Raw genomic sequence first — 18,770 nt, 5'->3', positions numbered from 1 at the left:
ATTTTTGCCCTGGAAACTTTGCTTCCACCGGGTTAGCATCTAGGTAAAAGAAACAGTACGCGAGCTAGAGAACTGATCTTAGTACGCATTATTTCATGAATAAAAATTGTAAATAGACTGTTGTACGGTCTTTTTTCGTTTATAGCGATTTGAATTCAGATTTAGAAGTCTGTTTTCCTATTACAAGCGTTTATTATACGCACATGGAGTTTACTCATTTGACTGATTTGTAAAGAAAATAAGAAATGCTGATGATCTTGCAGCATAAGGTTATCGGCATTTCCCGACGGTGTTTCATACTCGTGGCTTACAATTTCGCGCATGAGTGCCATTTGCTCTCCGGGATCCAATTTGCGGCTAACCAGGGGCGCAATCAAGCCGTAACGGAAGTTAGCCTCTTGCTGCCTTGCTTGCTCATCCATGCAAAATCTCCTCTCCCTGTGGTCTATGAGAGTATCCCATAGACGCTAGAAACCAGGGAGGGCGCATATTTTGTGGGATCGGGAGGGCAACTTGCCGTCCAGGCGATTTTTAAAGCGATTTTGGGGGCGACTTTCGCTTGCCGTGCTCCTTGGCGGCGGATGCTGAAGGAATTTATAAGCGTGATGCTGCAGGTAACCCTGCATTTAGAAAAGTCCAATAGCCCCGTCTAGATGCGCCAGCGGGGATGAATCGGGATAACAGTTTGTTCAGCCAATCCAGTGTGTCCATTGGCGTTGGATTCATCATGGTGGGGTAAAGGCGGAGCATATCTTCGTCTACTCCCCCGGCAATGAATTGCCCGGCAACCCAAAGTGCCGCATTTGCTGCGCGGTGCAAATGCCTTGCCCACCAGCGTTTCAACGTACGGAAGCTGTAACGGACGCTAGATGTTGTCGTGCTTTCTGCGATCTGCCGCCAAGAGAATCCCTTGCGCTTGCGCTTCAATGCCGCTTCTCGCACCCAAGTCGCATACCGGGCCCATGGAATCAGAAATTCCGGCAGAAGGGAAATCGTCTTATTACAAGCAGGACAGTACCAGCGGTAGATGGGGATCAGGATGACTTCGTGTTTCGTCACAACGCCTCGCCAATAACGACCGTGTTTATGGAGAAGCCGGCCGCAATCGTCACAGCAGATTTGGACGTCAGGAGATTGATTCTCGAAAGTGCGTAAATAAGCCTTGCAAGAAAGGCCGAAATAAAGTACTTTTGACATGATGAAGTGAATGCTCCCGGGGATCCTCGCCAAAGGTTCGGGAGCATTTTCCTTTTTAATCGACAATAGCCTAATCCCCCGTCAATGTACAGAAGGGATTAGGCTATTGTCGGCTGTTTATTCGGTTTGGCTCCGCCAAACCGAATGGCGAATCCATGGTTTTTTTCCGCCAAATAATCAGGCGGCGAACAGCATATCATGATTTCAAACGTTTTTAATAATAGACAAACATGATATTGCTTTAGCATCTTTTCTGAAAGCTATGAAATAAAAAGAGGGAGGGAAGGGGGGCGAAATAACAAGAAAAAATGCCCGATGAAAAGAAGTTTTGAGCTGTGTTATTAAGGGAAGAAGAAAATTGAAAGGAGTATATCCGGGTTTGCTAAAGGACCTAAACCTAAGGTAAAGTATCCGGAATCACCAGTAAAATGAAAGAGCATAAGCTTACGCGTCCTTTTTGTCTCAAGAAGCATGCAAAATTGCAGTCTCTAGTTAGGTATCCTATCATGCCGCATATCTACTACGAGACCAGTTTGCCGCATAACCCTTGAACCAAGTAAAAAGGCCGTCGTTTCCGACGACCTCCCCCTGATATTTGATCATTGCTTGGTCTCCGATAAATTTAACCTATGATAATCTTCTGATGCCCAAGTTTACCACATATATTTATTTTTTATAAACATATTATACGAGGAGATACTGATATAAAAAAAACGGTAATTGGTATTCTAATAGTCTGTTTTGTTTATTTTTCAATGCACCAAGATTTTGAAAATAGTTTAATGCTTGGTTATTTAATTATGATTATAGTGACTTCACTTCTTGCTTTCCTCCGACAGAAGTATTATTTGATAGGGAAATCTATGAAATGGTTATTCCGCACGAGATCAACCCGTTCAAAATCAGTACCCTAGAATCTGGCTACAAGGCTGGTATGAAGGAACGGTTTATTATAAGCATTAATTTTGCCGCTAGTAATCATTTGTTTTCAGTCATCCTTCATATCTCCTGTTAAGGTTCTGTCACAAGGATTGGCGGATCATAGTGGTACTAAACTGGGAAGAACCCGCAAAACAATTCATTCTACGTTTATATCATCGTCGTTGAAATGGATTTTAACATTTCAATCATTCTTTCAATAAAAATCGTAATGATAAAAGGACGATGATTCACGATACAAATCCATAATCCGTATCCAATAACAGATACAGCCCCAAAAACTGCTGCATCCCGATAAAGTCTCTTTCGAAGCAATCCCAACATCGGTAAACCTATCAAAGGCGCCAGCAGGATGTGAAGCATCAACATGTTCAATTCATCCTCCTTTTCGCTTCTCGAACGTGCGTTTGACCCATGTTGTCACTAGCAACAAAAAGGGGATCAGTAGAACAAAGAAACTGTCATATATGAATGTATATTTTTCATCCCATTCCTCGTTTTGGATCGGGTTTTCATAGATGGACAAGGCGGTCGCCGACAACAAAATCGTCAAACCCAGAAAATGAGGCCACCGGGTTTTTGGACGAAATACTTGACGCAGCGTTTCGGAAGCTCCGTAAACGAGTACCAACAGCTTGATAAAAATCAGAATCAGTAAAATAACGGAGATAATGGAATGGATGTTGACGATCACCTCTCCGATGGAAATTTCCTGCACGGTCGTATACACTGGAAAGGTAAGTTGTGACGCCCTCTCCACTCCTAATAAACCGATAATCATAAACAAGGTCATGCTAAGAGAAAGGGAAGCGGTCATCAACCCAAGCAAAAAGGGGCGTGTTGCCCCCTGTTTGACCAGCGGAAACAATATCGTGAGCGCAATAGTTTCCATATAGGGAAAGCCCAAAAAGGAATGGTATTGTAAAATGGCACCCAGGCCGGAATGGAAAGCTGGCTGAAGTCTTCCCCAATCCCAGTTCACCATTGCCAGCAACAGAACAAACCAGAACGGGAAGAACAAAAACGGAGTGATGATTTGATTTAATCGTCCGATGGCTTCCGTCCCCTGAGCGACCGTGTAAAAGGCGACAAGCAAAAACATGACGTGAAAAACGGTTTTCGGCGTCTCCGGCATGATGGTTCCATTTAAAAAATCGCTTAAATTTCGAAGAGCCCATCCAGCCAAAATACAGAAATAAAGAAAATACAGGACGGAAACAAGCGTTCCCAGAGAACGTCCCCAAGCTTCCAGCGGGATTTGCACCAGACTTTTGCCCGGGTAATATCGGAAAAGAAAAATCCAGAACAGACCGACGAGTATGCCAAAACTTCCTGCCCACAAGGGCATGAGCCAGGCATCCTGTCCCGCCTGTACGACCAGCCGCCCGATCAGCACGAAAAGGGTGGTTCCGAGGATATAATTGATTGTCAGCAGATAAAACTGGAATCGGGAAATCATTGGCTTCATCCTGTTCCTCCATAAGGTTGACTCATGCTTCCCGTTCGGAGCAGCCGGGTATTTGCACGAATCTCAATTTGTGCATTTTTCGCCGCTTGGTCGATATCCGGATGATTTGGCGTTTGTTTGCGCAACAAGTCGTTGATGCTTAACAGATCCCAGCCACGCTCCCTTATCATTTGATAGAAAGCAAGCGACTCGTCTGCTATGATCTGATTCAGTCTGTTTTCAAGTCTCTCCACCTCGTTCCGAGACTTCGGGACGAACTCGATTGTATAGGCAGTGGAAAGTTCGAGGTCCAAGCGGATCCGAACGACAGGTTGGTCGGATTTCCAGAAGACCTCACGTTTTATGCGAACCAGTCTCAATTCCACGGATACCTGTTTTCCTTCCACCTGAAACTGTCGCACGTGGCGACCTCGATCGCCATTTAGCAAATGGTACCAGACCAGCTGCGTATCATTCAGTTTGCCCGCCATGCGATAATCACGGAAAACCGCCCCGCCTCGGATGATAAAGTTGTTTTGATTGGCGTCGATATCCGCCGACCTTTCCCCGCTGTTGGAAGAAGGTGCCTCTGTCATTCCGGTGATCAACGGTAATACGATCGTATCTGACTTTTCCATCCGTTCAATGACATCACTGACCTTGATCTGTTTTCCCACTAGGAGCGAATTCCGGATCAGCAGGTCGAGCCTGGAATCGATCGTGTCAGACGGCACCCGCTCCAGGGGAGTTAATGTTCTCATGACCTGAGATATCGATCCGTCGACAATCAGCATCGGGACCGACGAGCGGCCGTTGGGTTGCATTTCGATAAAGTTGACAATATCGCGCATGTTTTGTTTGGCGGCCCGCTGGGAAACGAGCAGCACCTTGCAGTGGGCCATAAATAACTTGCGCGGCAACATTTTGTAAATCGTAGATTTGATTTCTCCAAAAGACGATCCACTGATTTCGTAAGTGTACACAGGGGCTTGTTCGCCTCCCGGCGTACCTTTGGCGGAAGTGCCGCTGAGCGGGTTGATGATCTGGTAATACACGGTTATTTTGTCGCTCTCCGGATCGCTGTCCACCCCCATCATACTGACCAGCGCCAGTTCGTTCATCTCCGTCCTGTCCCAGCAAGCCGTAAGCAGGGCGGTAAACATCATCAGGATGAACAGACCCGCTGCATACCGGTTGGTCATGTTTGTTCCTCCAGATTACCTTTTTCTCTTCATATTCCGAATATATCCGGGCAGACCGTTCGGATCCAGCCAGGGCCGGGGCAGCCGCACCAACACATCTTTCCAATCGGTTCCTATGGACGGGGAAGCGGGAGTGAAGTAAGGAACGCCAAATGACTTAAGCGACACCAGATGGGCAACCAGAAACAGGGCACCGCATAAAATGCCAAAAAGGCCCATAAAGCCGGCCAACAGCACGAACGAAAAGCGAAGCAGGCGTTGTGACATGCCGAAGCTGTAAACCGGAACGACAAAATTGGTGATGCCGGTTATGGCAACGACAATGACAATCGCGGCGGAAATGAGACCGGCTTCCACCGCCGCCTGCCCCAGTACAATCGCCCCCACGATCGAAAGCGCCTGTCCGACCGCCCGCGGCATGCGCAGCCCCGCCTCCCGGATAATTTCAAACACGACTTCCATTAACAACACTTCGAAGATGGCGGGAAAGGGGACCCCTTCCCGCTGGGCGGACAAACTGATCAGGAGTTGGGTCGGGATCAGTTCCTGTTGGAACGTCGTGGCCGCGACATACAAGGAAGGGACGAACACGGCCGTAAAAAAGGAAATCAACCGAATCCAGCGAATAAACGTGGCGATGTCCGCTCGCTGATAATAATCTTCAGGAGAACTGAAAAACTCGAAAAACGTCATGGGGGCAAGCAGGACGTTGGGCGTTCCGTCCACCATCACGGCCACTTTACCATCCAGCAACTGGGCAGCTACCATATCAGGGCGTTCGGTGTTGGTAAGCGTCGGAAAAGGAGACCAAATCCGGTCCTGGATGAATTCCTCCACATAAGCGCTTTCCAGCACACTGTCCGTCCGGATGGCTGACAATCTGCCGCGCACTTCCCGGACCAGCGATTCCGGGGCGAGGTTCTCCATGTACACCATAAGCAAAGTCGTCCCGGTTTGATTGCCGATGTTCATTTTATCAAACCGGAGGAATGGGTTGCGGATTCTTTTGCGGACAAGCCCCACATTGGTCAGAATGCTTTCCGTAAAGCCTTCGTGCGGCCCGCGAATGGTCGATTCCGACTTCGGTTCTTCAATGGAGCGTTGTTTGGATTCGGTCACATTGATGAGACAAACGCGCTCCCTTGCAAAATCGGTTAGTGCGCAATGGCCTGCAAGGAGTGCTTTTACGGCATGTTCCCGCAACTGTTCATATGGATCGGAAAAGGAAAATTCGCGCAAAAAACCGCTTTCGGCGGAACGAGGCGCTTCCCCTTCGGAAAACGTATTTTCCGTGAACGATTTCAAAATGTATTCGTCAATCGTTTTTTTATTGACCATCGATTCCAGATATACGCACTGCACGGTTTGTTCCCCTTGGACAAACAAGGATCGGCAGACCAAGTCCGGGGGTAACCCGAGGGCTGATTGAATGTCTCCGAAAAAATCATTCTTGATCGATTGATTTTGTTTTTTTCTTGCCATCGACGAACCTCCAGATTCTCACATCTCATCATTATCATTATTTCCTATTGGGTGGATTCTTATTCCATTGGCAGTTATGCTGTTGCAAATTATCGTGAGGTGAAATCAAGATTCAGGTTACGACATTACTAAGTTATTCGATAGGTGAGGATGTCTAGTACATGACCGCAACTGCTGCAGTCTTCTTGAACATACTTCCCGTACTTGCTGGCATGAAGGTAGAAGCAGGTTTTTATAGATCCGCTCGCAGCATTCGCCAAAGTTGGATGATCTAACGTAAATACGACTCTCTTATTCATGATTTATAGATTATCGATTAGAAAAAAAGAGGGTCGCCAGTTGACCTCATATTTGTGCACCGTCTGCAAAAACAGGCAGAACAATTCGGCTTTGCGGATCGCGTGACTATTCTGTTTGTAAACGAACTCCCCTAGTCCGTCGAGAACGAAAATGGGGTGGTGGTACGGGGCCGATTTGAAGACAGGAAGGTGTGCGCGTGGACAACCCAAGGCGGCTGTTTCCGTCGGTCTAACGCCCGCGCAGGCGCTCCGGCGTTAACTATCGGATTCATGGATATTACCGGCAAGGCGAATTTGATCGTATCCCTCAACATGGGCGCACACTCGCGCGAATTTTATTTGGGCCTTGCGATCATGTACTGACTCTTCTCTATCTGCTTCCCCGCCATCTACGGCGGTGGCTCTGTCAGATCGTCGTGGATTTAACGGATTGACTGCCGATTGTCATCGGAAAAGCTACCGATTTTAACTGGCAGGTTTGGGTGGACAGTATCATGTTCGATGGGGCTCGTGACTGCCTCGATAACCGTAAGCATCGTTCTCGCCCCAGAAGTTCCTCAGCTGACTTCCTCTTTTTCTGAAATACAGAATTACTTAACAAAAATTTAACGATCGATGGGATAGACTGTTTTTAAGTAGTCGGGGAAAAGACAAAATGAGGTGAAAAAAGTGAAAATGAAACGTTTTTTAATTACGGCTGTTTTGTTGCTGGCTGTGTTGCCCATGACCGCATTTGCCTTGGCAAATGATGCGCCTGCAGTAACGATTCAAATGAGTGATGTTGTTTCGAAGTCAGAGGATATTTCGGGCCAGTCTTCCGGAGCGGTTACAGTTAATCAACAAGCAATCTCTCAAGTGAATGACACTAACCCAACTTCGAGCGATGTCACTGTAGACGGGCAGCCGGTACACAAAATGGATCTATCAGAGGAAAACATCATTGAATTAAATCTAGGTGATTCTGACGATGTTGGTGTACAGGCTGCTTATCCGGTTAATTTCAACTTGCCGGGATCATCACTTGCCACAATAAGTGATGGGTCTGGAAACCCGTGGTATTTGACTCGGAACGAAGAGGTTACCATATCGTTGACATGGCTGCCTCGGGACGCTACACTTCGAGTTGGTTTAATCGACTCGGACAATACCTTTTTTTATGTGAACTTTACAGGCGGTGCCGATAGTCGAACTTTTGTAGTGAATGTCGCTGACAACTATCGAGTGGGGATTTACAATACGGATACCCATCAAGTGACAGTCACTGGAAATATCACGATCTAAACATAAACCATTCCCCGACTACGACGTTTTATTGAGAGGTGAGCTAAAGATGCGGATGTTGGTGATTGAAGACGAGCAAGATTTGGCCAATGCGATCGAAAAAGGATTGGAAATGGAAGGGTTTGCGGTAGACATTGCATTTGATGGAGAAGAAGGCTGTCAGCTGGCGGAAATCCATGCCTACGACATCATCATCTTGGATTTAAACTTGCCAGATAGGAGTGGATTAGACGTGCTGCAACACATACGACATCTGTCCAAACAAATCAGAGTGCTGATTCTAACGGCGCTTTCTGATACGCCTTCTCGTGTGAAAGGATTGAATTTGGGAGCGGACGATTATCTTGGTAAACCATTTGATTTTGAAGAACTGAAAGCAAGAATACGCGCCTTATTGAGACGTGATCTTTTACGAGAAAGCCCGTTGCTCACTTATGGCCCTATCGAGTTGAATCCGATTACGAAGACAGCAACTTGCGCTGGGCAACAGTTGACACTCACTCGTAAGGAGTTTGCCATATTACAGTATTTTTTATCTCATCCCGATCAAGTTATCTCTTCTGAACAATTGGTTGAACATGTGTGGGATCAGCATGCGGACCCTTTTTCCAGTTCCGTCAGGGTACATATTACGACTTTGCGTAGTAAGATAAGATCCGTTATCCATGTAAACTTTTTGAATACATTGCCAGGGTACGGCTATCAACTGAACAAACAAATTGAGGGGTTACCAAAATGACGAAAAGCAGGCGGCTTACATTGGCGGGAACAATCGTATTGTGGAACCTGGGTTTAATCATATTGACAGGCGTGTTTCTGATGGTTTCGCTCAATATTTTCGTGCAAATTATGCTTCCTGCCGTCCATGTGAAGCCTAACGATATACTGCTTCCACAAGACCAAGAAGTGATCGTACCCACCATTGAAGTGAATCAGGTAAACGAAGAGGGGATGCTCATATCGGATGTAAGCTTTTCATCTGAATTGATCGCATTTAAAGGACAAGTTCTCCTTTTTTCGCTGATCTGCCTGATCATCATGATTATATTAGGTGGGATCGGGGCGTATTATCTTTCCAAAAGAAGTCTGTGGCCGGTGCGTTTATTGAGTGAACGGCTGATGAAAATCAATGCCAACGATTTGTCTGTGCAGCTTCCTGTTAAGGAACTGCCAAATGATGAATTGAAAGAATTAACGGAATCGTTCAATACCATGCTGAAAAAAATAGAACATGCTTTTCAACAGCAAGAACGTTTTATGGCCAATGCCGCTCATGAATTTAGAACTCCCTTGACGATTTTGAAGACGAATCTGGACGTCTTGAGGAGTGACCCATCCGCGACTATGGAAGATTATCAGCAGCTCTCGGACATTTTTGAAAAGACGTTAAAACGAATGAATCATATGATCAATGAACTGCTAGTTCTTACTAAAAATAATGATCCGGATAAGGATGTGATTGAAGTTGGTTCGCTGATCCGTAAAGTAGTAAGTGAATTAAACGATTTAGCTTCAACACAGACAATTGCTATTGAAATCCACATCCATCTTGATGTTGAGATATACGGGAACGATATTTTAATCCAGAGAGCCATTAGCAATCTGGTCGAGAACGCTATTATGTACAACAAGCCACAAGGAAAATTGATCATCACATGCACAAGTCAAGAAGGCGAGTGTTTCGTTTCAATTATGGACACCGGAGATGGTATTGATGAAAAACACATTCCGTTTATCTTTGAACCGTTTTACAGAACTTCGGAAGGTAGAACGAAGAACAAGGCAGGCACAGGGCTAGGTCTATCCATAGCGTTATCCATTATTAAAAAGCATGAGGGAACGATTGAATACAGTCGTGAGCAAACGATGAAAGGCTTTATCGTCCGCCTTCCTGTCATCGACTAGCGGAAAGATGTACTCCATTCTATTTCAAGTTAATAGTACCCCCAGCATTGTCGATCGAAGTGATTTGACATGCTCCGATAAGGCCCTACCTAAATAAAAGTTTTTTGGTAAAATAATAGAAAAAATGTTCATATCTCATGACGGTTGCCAAATAAGGGAGGGGGGCAAGCCATGATCATAGCCACGAAACTGCATATTCCTCGATCGCGAAGCTCGCTTGTTGTGCGTTCCCGTCTCACCCGGCGTTTGCATGAAGGGTTAGATCGCACGCTTACTTTGATCTCAGCTCCAGCCGGGTATGGCAAAACGACATTGCTCGGCGAATGGGTGATGACGCTGGAAAATCCCGTCGCCTGGGTCTCGCTTGATCAAGGGGATAATGATCGCACGCGCTTCTGGGCACATACCATTGCAGCGTTAAAACAAGCTTATCCGTCTTTTGACCAACAGGACGTCCTTCGTCATGCCGCAGAAGATCCATCGGGTGTGTCACTGATTGCTGCGCTCATCAACGGGCTACATCGCATTTCACACACGATGGTGCTCGTATGGGATGACTTTCATCATATCGAAGAAACGTCCATCTTGCAGGGCGTCACTTATCTGCTGGAACGTTTACCACTACATGTCCATCTCTATCTTGCAAGCCGAAATTCTCCAGCGCTTCCTCTTTCCAGACTACGAGCAGAAAATAGGCTGATCTCGTTGGAGGCGAGCGATCTCCGGTTTGTGCCGGACGAAACGACTGAATTTTTTGCGAAGTGCGGTGGTATACAATTATCCAATGAAGATGTGGCGACCGTACAAAAAAAGACAGAGGGTTGGGCAGTGGCGATGCGACTGGCGGTCTTGTCAATGCACGAACATACCGATCCCGTATCTCTAATCCGGAAGATGGCGGGGACGGAACGTGATATATCGGATTACTTCTTTGATGAGGTGTTAGCCCGACAATCCGCAACGATGCAGCAATTTTTACTCTATACTTCCATTTTGGACCGGATGAAGGGCGAACTTTGTCAAGCGGTAACCGGTATAGCCGAAAGTCATGCGTATCTGCAACAATTAGACAAGGAAAGCTTGTTTCTTGTAGCTTTGGACGAGTGGCGGGAGTGGTACAGGTATCATCATTTATTCCGGCAATTTTTGACGGCGCAGTTGAAAATGCGCGAGCCGCGGCAATGGCAAACACTTCACATGACAGCGGGAAAATGGTTGGAAGAGAACGGTTATCCGCATGAAGCGGTAGATCATTACCTTGCGGCTGCCGATTATGAACATGCGCTATCATTGATAGAGGAGATGACACCGGAGCTGATGACCAATGAATGGACGACGCTTTGCAAGTGGTTAAACGCAATTCCCGACACGCTGTTATTTGCCAGACCGATGATGCTGTTGACAAAACTCGCTTCCCAGTACTTGTCCGGGCATGTCGAAGCGGCCACTGACGGGTATTGGCAAGCGGTTCGCAGGCTAGAAGAGGACACAGATCCCCTTCCTCCTGAAGAAGCCGAAACATTGCAAGCCGGACTCGCTTTTCTGGCTGCATTTCGCACGTTTTTGGATCGTGATTTTGAATATGCCGTTCAATTTTCACATGAATATGTCGAGAAGCATCCGGAAGGCGATTTCTTCATTGAGTTTGGGAGCGACGAGGATGGCTATCATCCGGTGTGGGATATCTACGTGTCGGATGACAGCCTTCGATTGGCGGAGCAGGTGTTAACGTCCTTGCTGTCGATTTGGTCTGAAACCCGAAATGTCTATTTTGTTGCTCATCTTTATATCGACTTAGGCAAAATGCAGTACGAACGAAATCGCTTGGTCGAAGCGGAAAAGCTGATGCGCCAAGCCTATGATATTGGAAGATTGCATGATCATCGAATCTTGGCGACCATCGCAGCGCTCTGGCTTGCCCGCATTGCCACCGTACAAGGAGACGAGGCGACGTCAAAGCACATATTACGCGAGCTAACCCAACTCACGTCCAAGACGGCGAATTCGCGTTTGTCCGGGAAAATCGCCTCGTTTCGCGCCATGCTGGGCAGGATGCATAGAGAAGAGAAACCGGTGAGACAATGGCTGAGAAAGAGCCGCTTGCGATTCCGTGATGAAATTCCGGTATCCATGATCAAGGAATACGATTTACTGGCCTCTATATTGGCGGAGCAAGGAAAAATGGAAGAAGCCGCAGCATTGACGGAGCGTCTACTCCAGCTGTCAATAGAAGAAGGACGGCAAAGCGACCGAATTCGTCTGCTCGTTCACAAGAGTATGATCCTATCCTTACAAGGAAAGATTTCGGACTCCATGGACGTACTGGAAGAAGCGCTGGCATTGGCGCGGCCGGAAGGGTATATCCGGACCTTTGTCGACGAAGGAGCATCACTTGGGCAATTGTTGGATCAATATATCCGATTGCGCCAAAATCAGCTTCGCCGCCCCAGCCATAAGGTGCCTTTATCCTATGTGAAACGGCTGCGGAGACTGATTCCGCTAGCCGAAAGGGAAGCCGGTACTCCCCATGATAGAACGTTGGCTGCTCTTACAGCCAGAGAACAAAGCGTGCTTCGGTTGATGGAAACGGGAATGTCTAATAAAGAAATCGCGCTTAAATTGAATGTTTCCCTGGCAACCGTAAAAACACATATTAACAATATCTACTGCAAATTGCAATCCAAAAATCGCTTACAAGCGTTGGAACGTGCCAGAACACTACAATTGTTCTGACCCGTTCTTTTTATTTTGTACAAATTATCTCAACCACCCTGCTCAACCTTTTTGATCTTTTGTGCCGGGCAGGGTTGATCACAATGGGATTGGAAGAATATACAATAGATGGGGTGAAGCTATGCAGAGATTAACTTGAAGGAGGATTTGTAAGAGATGAATCCATGGGGAAAAAGCTTGGAACAATCATACATATGCAACAGGAGGAGCGGCTTGGTGAAGCTGTGCATCGCTTTGCTGCTCATCCAGTCGTTTCTGATCACGGTACCCTATGACAACGTGTCTGCTCAAGGGAGTTTTCATCCAGCCTTGAGTGATCGTTGGGGCGGGGTCCAGCAGATTGCAGGAGGGCGTTACCATTCCCTCGCTTTAACAGCGGACGGGGAAGTGCTGGCTTGGGGATCGAATGGGTATGGCAAAACAACGGTGCCGCTTGAGGCACAGTCCAATATTGTTTCGGTGAGCGCAGGACAGGATCACTCCCTGGCTCTCACATCCGGCGGCGAGGTCATCGCCTGGGGTGGGGGAAGATTCGGCGAAGCCAATGTACCGGCAGAAGCGAAAAGCGATATTATAGCGATTGCATCGGGTCCTGCTGCCTTCTATTCGTTAGCCCTCACGTCCTCAGGGAAAGTCATTGCCTGGGGCTCCAATTCTTATGGTCAATCGGATGTGCCGGAAGAAGCGGAAAGCGGCGTTGTCGCCATCGCGGCGGGATATTGGCATTCTTTAGCGTTAACGGCTGCCGGAGAAGTGATTGCATGGGGAGATGGGCGCCGAGGGAAACTCGATGTGCCTGACGAGGTGCAGGGCCAGGCAGTAGCCATTAGTGCAGGATCTGATCATTCTTTAGCGTTAACTGCTTCGGGCAAGGTGATTGCTTGGGGGAGTAACGATTACGAACAATCTTCTGTGCCAAAAGAGGCGGAAAGCGGCGTTATCGCCATTGCGGCAGGGGAAAAACGCTCTCTAGCCTTGAAATCTGACGGCTCTGTCATTGCCTGGGGCATTTCAGTCGGTTCGTGGGAAGACAACGGACAAACGGTTGTACCCGAAACTGCGAAAAGCGGTGTGATCGCGATTGCAGCGGGATACGGACATTCGCTTGCCTTGAAAGCGGATGGGACGATCATTGCCTGGGGGGATAATGATGACGGTCAATCTGATGTGCCGGAACATGTCCATGAACGTGTGAAAGCCAAACAATTAGCTGCCGGGACAACCCATTCGCTTGCGTTAACCTCCGATGGCCAAGTACTCGGCTGGGGAAGCGATCAGTACGATCGACTTAAGATTCCTGACGATTTGCAAGATGTGCGAGCCATTGAGGCGGGGGGCTATTTTTCCTTGGCATTAAAAGCCGATGGCACGATTGTGATCTGGGGAGACGATTCTCATTATGCGGAGATTCCGCCTGAAGTGCAAGGACAGACTGTGGCAATCAGCGTAGGCAACTATCACACATTGGCGTTGCAAGCCGATGGCACAGTCGTTGCCTGGGGTAGAGTTGAAGGTGGGGAGTATGATAAACGGGTCGATGTGCCTGATGATTTGGACCAGGTGATTGCCGTTAGTGCAGGATTGTTTCACTCCCTTGCTCTGAAGGCTGACGGTACAGTAGTGATTTGGGGAGCGAATCAATTGAACCAGCTGGATATGCCAAGTGGTCTGCATGATGTAAAAGCCATTAGCGCAGGACATTACCATTCCTTGGCGCTTAAAACGGATGGTACGGTGATCGCTTGGGGAGATAATACGTATAAACAGTTAGAAGTGCCCGAAAACCTGCAGGATGTTGTGGCCATCAGTGCAGGTCGCCATCATTCCGTTGCTTTAAGATCGGACGGCACGGTAGTTGCCTGGGGAAATAACACATATAACCAACTCGAAGTTCCTTCTAATTTGCGTGAAGTTGTAGCGATTTCGGCAGGTACACATCTCACGTTAGCCTTGCAAGCTGACGGAACGATTGTCGGCTGGGGCCATAATGTTTCGGATCAACTCAACATTCCAACAAGCGATCTCGAAACGATTGAGCTAACCGATCAAAGCGGTCGGGAATTGGAACTCTTGTTTGATACTGTACAACAGGAATACACGGTATTAATTGACAATCATGTTACGTTGGTGAACGTGCTCGCGACACTGGAAAATGCGGAATTTGCAGCTGTGTATGTGAATGGTGAGCGACAATCCGATCCCGCTAAAGGAGTCAATATACCAGTAACCGATGAGCAAACGGTCGTTACCGTGGAAGTCGTCCCTTATTTGCAAGAAAGTAAAACGTATACGATCACGCTCTTACAAGAAGCAGAGCCAGAGCAAGTATCGAAGCCAGTCGCCAGTCCTGCGGGCGGTGCAGTCCCGGCTGGTACAACGGTGACGTTGAGCACGTATACGAACGATGCAACGATTTACTACACAACGGATGGGAGCACGCCTACTAGTAGCAGCATCGAATATATAGCTCCAATCGAAGTGACTGGGGAAATGACGCTCAAGGCGATTGGAGTAAAGGACAGCATGCTTGACAGCGAAGTGATGGAGGAGCATTATACGATCTTACCTCCTAGTCAAGTTGCCAAGCCGATCGCCAGTCCTGCGGGAGGTGCAGTCCCGGCTGGTACAACGGTGACGTTGAGCACGTATACGAACGATGCAACAATCTACTACACGATGGACGGCAGCAAACCGACAAGCAGCAGCGCCGAATATACCGCACCCATCGAAGTGACGGAGGAAATGACGCTCAAAGCGATTGCGGTGAAGGAAGGCATGCTGGACAGCGAGGTAATGGAGGAACAGTATACAATCCTGCAACCGGGGCAGGTAGCTTCGCCGATCGCAAGTCCGTCCGGCGGAGCGGTTCCATCTGGCACGAAGGTAACATTGAGCACGACAACTGAAGGAGCAACAATCTACTACACAACGGACGGCAGCGAACCGACAAGCAGCAGTGCCGAATATACCACGCCCATCGAAGTGACGGAGGAAATGACGATCAAAGCGATTGCGGTGAAGGAAGGTATGCTCGACAGCGAAGTGATGGGGGAGCATTACACGATCCTATTACCTGATCAAGTAGCGAAACCTGTTGCAGATCCATCAGGTGGTGCGGTTCCATCTGGCACCAAGGTGAGGTTGAGCACGACAACTGAAGGAGCAACAATCTACTACACGACGGACGGCAGCAAACCGACAAGCAACAGTGCCGAATATACCGCACCCATCGAAGTGATTGGGGGAATGACGCTCAAGGCGATTGCGGTGAAGGCAGGTATGCTAGACAGCGAAGTGCTGGAGGAGCATTACACGATCCTATTACCTGATCAAGTAGCGAAACCTGTTGCAGATCCATCAGGTGGTGCGGTTCCATCTGGCACCAAGGTGACGTTGAGCACGACAACTGAAGGAGCAACAATCTACTACACGACGGACGGCAGTACGCCAACGAGCAACAGTGCCGAATATACCACGCCCATCGAAGTGACCGCAAAGATGACGATCAAGGCAATTGCAGTGAAGTCTGGCATGCTCGACAGCGAAGAGATGGAAGAACAATATACGATTCTATCACCTGATCAAGTAGCGAAACCTGTTGCAGATCCATCAGGTGGTACGGTTCCGTCTGGTACAAGGGTGACGTTGAGTTCGTCGACCGAAGGAGCAACCATCTACTACACGACGGACGGCAGCACGCCTACTAGTAGCGGCATCGAATATACCGCGCCTATCGAAGTGACAACAGAGATGACGCTCAAGGCCATTGCGGTGAAGGCAGGTATGCTCGACAGCGAAGTGCTGGAGGAGCAGTATACGATTGCAACGATACCTGCGCCGGCGAATCTGACAGCTTTTGCGGCTGATCGTTCTGTTACATTAAAGTGGGATGCGGTTACGGAAGCAGGCAGCGTGACTTACGCCGTTTACCAAGCGGAAGGCCCATCGGCTTCTGTCGATCCGGCGAACTGGAAGCTCATTCAATCGAATGTTACAGCAAACTCCTACATCGTCACAGGATTGACGAACGGAACAACGTATGTATTCGCAGTGAAGGCAGTCTCTGCAGAAGGAGCCAGTGATATCTCCAACGTAGCGACAGCGACCCCAAGAGCACCAGGGGGGAACAGTGATTCAGGAGGCGGTTGGGGTGGATATGTATTATCTAGTAATGCTGACTTGGCAGATTTGCAAGTATGGGCAAACGAGAAATCGTTGAAGCTCAGTCCTTCATTTGCTTCTGGAACAGCAGAATATACGGCCCGTACAGAAGCCGAACGAATTGAGATTGTGGTCAAAGAAGCTCACTCCGCGGCGAAAGTGATATGGAAGGACAAGGTAATTACGGACAGTATTCAAGTCGATTTGGAGGAAGGCGACAATACGATTGAACTAACGGTACAAGCGGAAAACGGCACGAAGAAAACCTATACGCTGACCATTTATCGTGAAATGCCAAAGCCAAATGAACCGGTTATTGCATTTACCGACATCGCTGGACACTGGGCGGAGGACTATATCATGCGTGCTGTAGAGAAAGGCTTTGTCAGCGGTTATCCGGACGGCACTTTTGAGCCAAACAATCCGGTTACTCGCGCCGAGTTTACTGTGATGCTGGCAGGTGCATTGAAACTGGAAGGCAACGGTTCTGAGCTAACTTTCACGGATCATGACCGGATCGGCGGATGGGCGAAGCAAGCCGTTGCGCAGGCCGTACAAGCGGGCATCGTGGATGGGTACAACGATGGCAGCTTCCGTCCAAACGCACAGATCACCCGCGTAGAAATGGCTGCGATGATCGCTCGGGCGTTACAACTACAGCTTAACGCTAACGCGTCAACCGGCTTTGCCGATGATGAAGCGATTCCGCAGTGGGCGAAAGGGGCGGTCGAAGCCATCCGCAAACTTGGCATTGTCGATGGCCGCGGCGGAAACCGTTTTGTGCCGAACGAAACGGCTACCCGTGCAGAAGCGACGGTGATGCTGCTAAGATTGTTGGATAGATGATAGAGCATCGTGCTGACAAGTATTTCCCTCATCGTCACGAAGTGAAATCAATGTCCGTCCTATATAGACTGGAAACGCACTTGTAATCTGTATGCTGCATGATGACGATCACCGGAAAGCTGTATGAGGGAAAACCTCACGTACGGTTTGATGAGGAGGGGCTGGCTCCGCCCAGCCTTTCACTCTAGCTTCAATGTTTTCAGTTTGAAATGAGTAAATCTTTTTATAATGGTTGCCAGGTTTTTAGCGTTTTCTTCATTGATACATTGATACAAAGGTGGGAAATATATGAAGATGAATAAAAAATTCAATCTGTTATTCGCTATTTTTTGTTATATGGCCATTATACTTGTAGATGGCAGCGTTGAAGCATCTGCTGCTGAGTCGTTTATACAAGGCTCTGGATATGAGCAAGGGAATTATGACCTGGAAGCGATTCAACCGACGGCGTTTAACTGGACGAGACAGTCGAGGTTTTCCGGCAGCGAAGCGTTTGATATGAAATGGTCATTTAAAACTGAAGGACGTGTACGTTCATCACCGGCGATAGCTGCAGACGGTACAATTTATGTCGGCTCAGACGACGGGCATTTGTATGCGTTGACGGCGAGTGGCGAGCAGAAATGGAAATTTGCGATCAATGGTAGTGATTTTGGCAACCCCGGCATTTATTTGTCGCCATCCATCGGAGCTGATGGGACGATCTACGTCGGGGGGGATGACAGTTATTTATATGCGATTCATCCAGACGGTACTTTGAAATGGGATTTGAAAATAGGGTCACTGGTTTTCGTGTCCCCTTCACCAGCCATCGGAGCGGACGGGACGATTTATGTCGCTACCGAGGACGGTACTTTTCATGCAATTTCCGACGATGGAGACACGGGAAGGGAAAAGTGGTCATACAAAATATCAGCATTTTGGCCGATGATTAAGTCGTCCCCGGTAATTGCAGCTGATGGTAAGATCTATGTGGGTGATTTCGAAGGTATTCTCTATGCATTTGAACCGGAGCAAGATGCGGATGATGTCAAGCCGAAATGGATCTTTGAAACTAAAACGGGTAGTGCGATCAGAGCGACACCGGCAATCGGGGATGATGGGACGATCTACTTGGGTTCAGAGGATGGTAATTTATATGTACTGGATTCGTCGGGTCAATTACAATGGAGGTTTGATGCAAAAGATCCGATCTCCAGCACTCCGGTATCGGTTCTGACGGTACGATCTATATAAAGACTCATTCGAAACTCTATGCATTTGCGCCGCAACAAGCGG

12 protein-coding genes are annotated in these 18,770 nt (G+C 47.9%); 6 read left to right on the top strand and 6 right to left on the bottom strand.

All coding sequences use genetic code 11. The features are described from left to right. Positions 1 to 161: 161 nt before the first annotated feature. The 6 genes from NST44_RS29295 to NST44_RS29270 form a co-directional block, all read right to left on the bottom strand. Positions 162 to 422 carry a hypothetical protein gene (locus tag NST44_RS29295; RefSeq protein WP_007130949.1) on the bottom strand — a complete coding sequence of 87 codons (261 nt, stop codon included), beginning with the start codon at positions 420 to 422 and terminating at the stop codon, positions 162 to 164. Positions 423 to 594: 172 nt separating this feature from the next. Then, positions 595 to 1,263, bottom strand: coding sequence for a DUF6431 domain-containing protein (locus NST44_RS29290; protein WP_007130948.1), 669 nt, complete (start codon positions 1,261 to 1,263; stop codon positions 595 to 597). Positions 1,264 to 2,286: 1,023 nt separating this feature from the next. Continuing rightward, entirely contained in the window at positions 2,287 to 2,505 is a 219-nt protein-coding gene (locus NST44_RS29285; RefSeq protein ID WP_007130946.1) for a hypothetical protein, read from the bottom strand. A 7-nt stretch (positions 2,506 to 2,512) separates the two neighbouring features. Continuing rightward, complete coding sequence (locus NST44_RS29280; RefSeq protein WP_007130945.1) at positions 2,513 to 3,604, bottom strand: GerAB/ArcD/ProY family transporter; 1,092 nt, start codon at positions 3,602 to 3,604, stop codon at positions 2,513 to 2,515. Further along, a complete protein-coding gene (locus NST44_RS29275; protein ID WP_007130944.1) occupies positions 3,601 to 4,785 on the bottom strand; it encodes a Ger(x)C family spore germination protein in 1,185 nt (394 codons plus the stop codon). Before NST44_RS29275 ends, NST44_RS29280 begins: the two co-directional genes overlap by 4 nt. 15 nt (positions 4,786 to 4,800) lie before the next feature. Next, entirely contained in the window at positions 4,801 to 6,267 is a 1,467-nt protein-coding gene (locus NST44_RS29270; protein WP_007130943.1) for a spore germination protein, read from the bottom strand. Between the two features lie 974 nt (positions 6,268 to 7,241). Here NST44_RS29270 and NST44_RS29265 point away from each other — a divergent pair. From NST44_RS29265 to NST44_RS29240, 6 genes are all read left to right on the top strand, one after another. Beyond that, on the top strand, positions 7,242 to 7,847 hold the full coding sequence (locus NST44_RS29265; protein ID WP_244869198.1) for a hypothetical protein: 606 nt from the start codon (positions 7,242 to 7,244) through the stop codon (positions 7,845 to 7,847). A 49-nt stretch (positions 7,848 to 7,896) separates the two neighbouring features. Beyond that, positions 7,897 to 8,586, top strand: coding sequence for a response regulator transcription factor (locus NST44_RS29260; protein ID WP_007130941.1), 690 nt, complete (start codon positions 7,897 to 7,899; stop codon positions 8,584 to 8,586). Beyond that, positions 8,583 to 9,752, top strand: a complete 1,170-nt coding sequence (locus tag NST44_RS29255) for a sensor histidine kinase (protein WP_340901311.1) — start codon at positions 8,583 to 8,585, stop codon at positions 9,750 to 9,752. The genes NST44_RS29260 and NST44_RS29255 overlap by 4 nt, the downstream gene beginning before the upstream one ends. 171 nt (positions 9,753 to 9,923) lie before the next feature. Beyond that, positions 9,924 to 12,485: a LuxR C-terminal-related transcriptional regulator gene (locus NST44_RS29250; RefSeq protein ID WP_007130939.1), complete on the top strand. Its 2,562-nt coding sequence runs from the start codon at positions 9,924 to 9,926 to the stop codon at positions 12,483 to 12,485. A 216-nt stretch (positions 12,486 to 12,701) separates the two neighbouring features. After that, a complete protein-coding gene (locus tag NST44_RS29245) occupies positions 12,702 to 17,492 on the top strand; it encodes a chitobiase/beta-hexosaminidase C-terminal domain-containing protein (protein WP_340901309.1) in 4,791 nt (1,596 codons plus the stop codon). Between the two features lie 288 nt (positions 17,493 to 17,780). After that, positions 17,781 to 18,728, top strand: coding sequence for an outer membrane protein assembly factor BamB family protein (locus NST44_RS29240; RefSeq protein WP_007130937.1), 948 nt, complete (start codon positions 17,781 to 17,783; stop codon positions 18,726 to 18,728). Positions 18,729 to 18,770: the final 42 nt, after the last annotated feature.

Source organism: Paenibacillus sp. FSL W8-0919, from assembly GCF_038003785.1.
Taxonomy (GTDB): Bacteria; Bacillota; Bacilli; order Paenibacillales; family Paenibacillaceae; genus Paenibacillus_AQ; species Paenibacillus_AQ lactis.
Note: the sequence above shows the minus strand (reverse complement) of the source record. Positions and strands in the feature narration are given on the sequence as shown.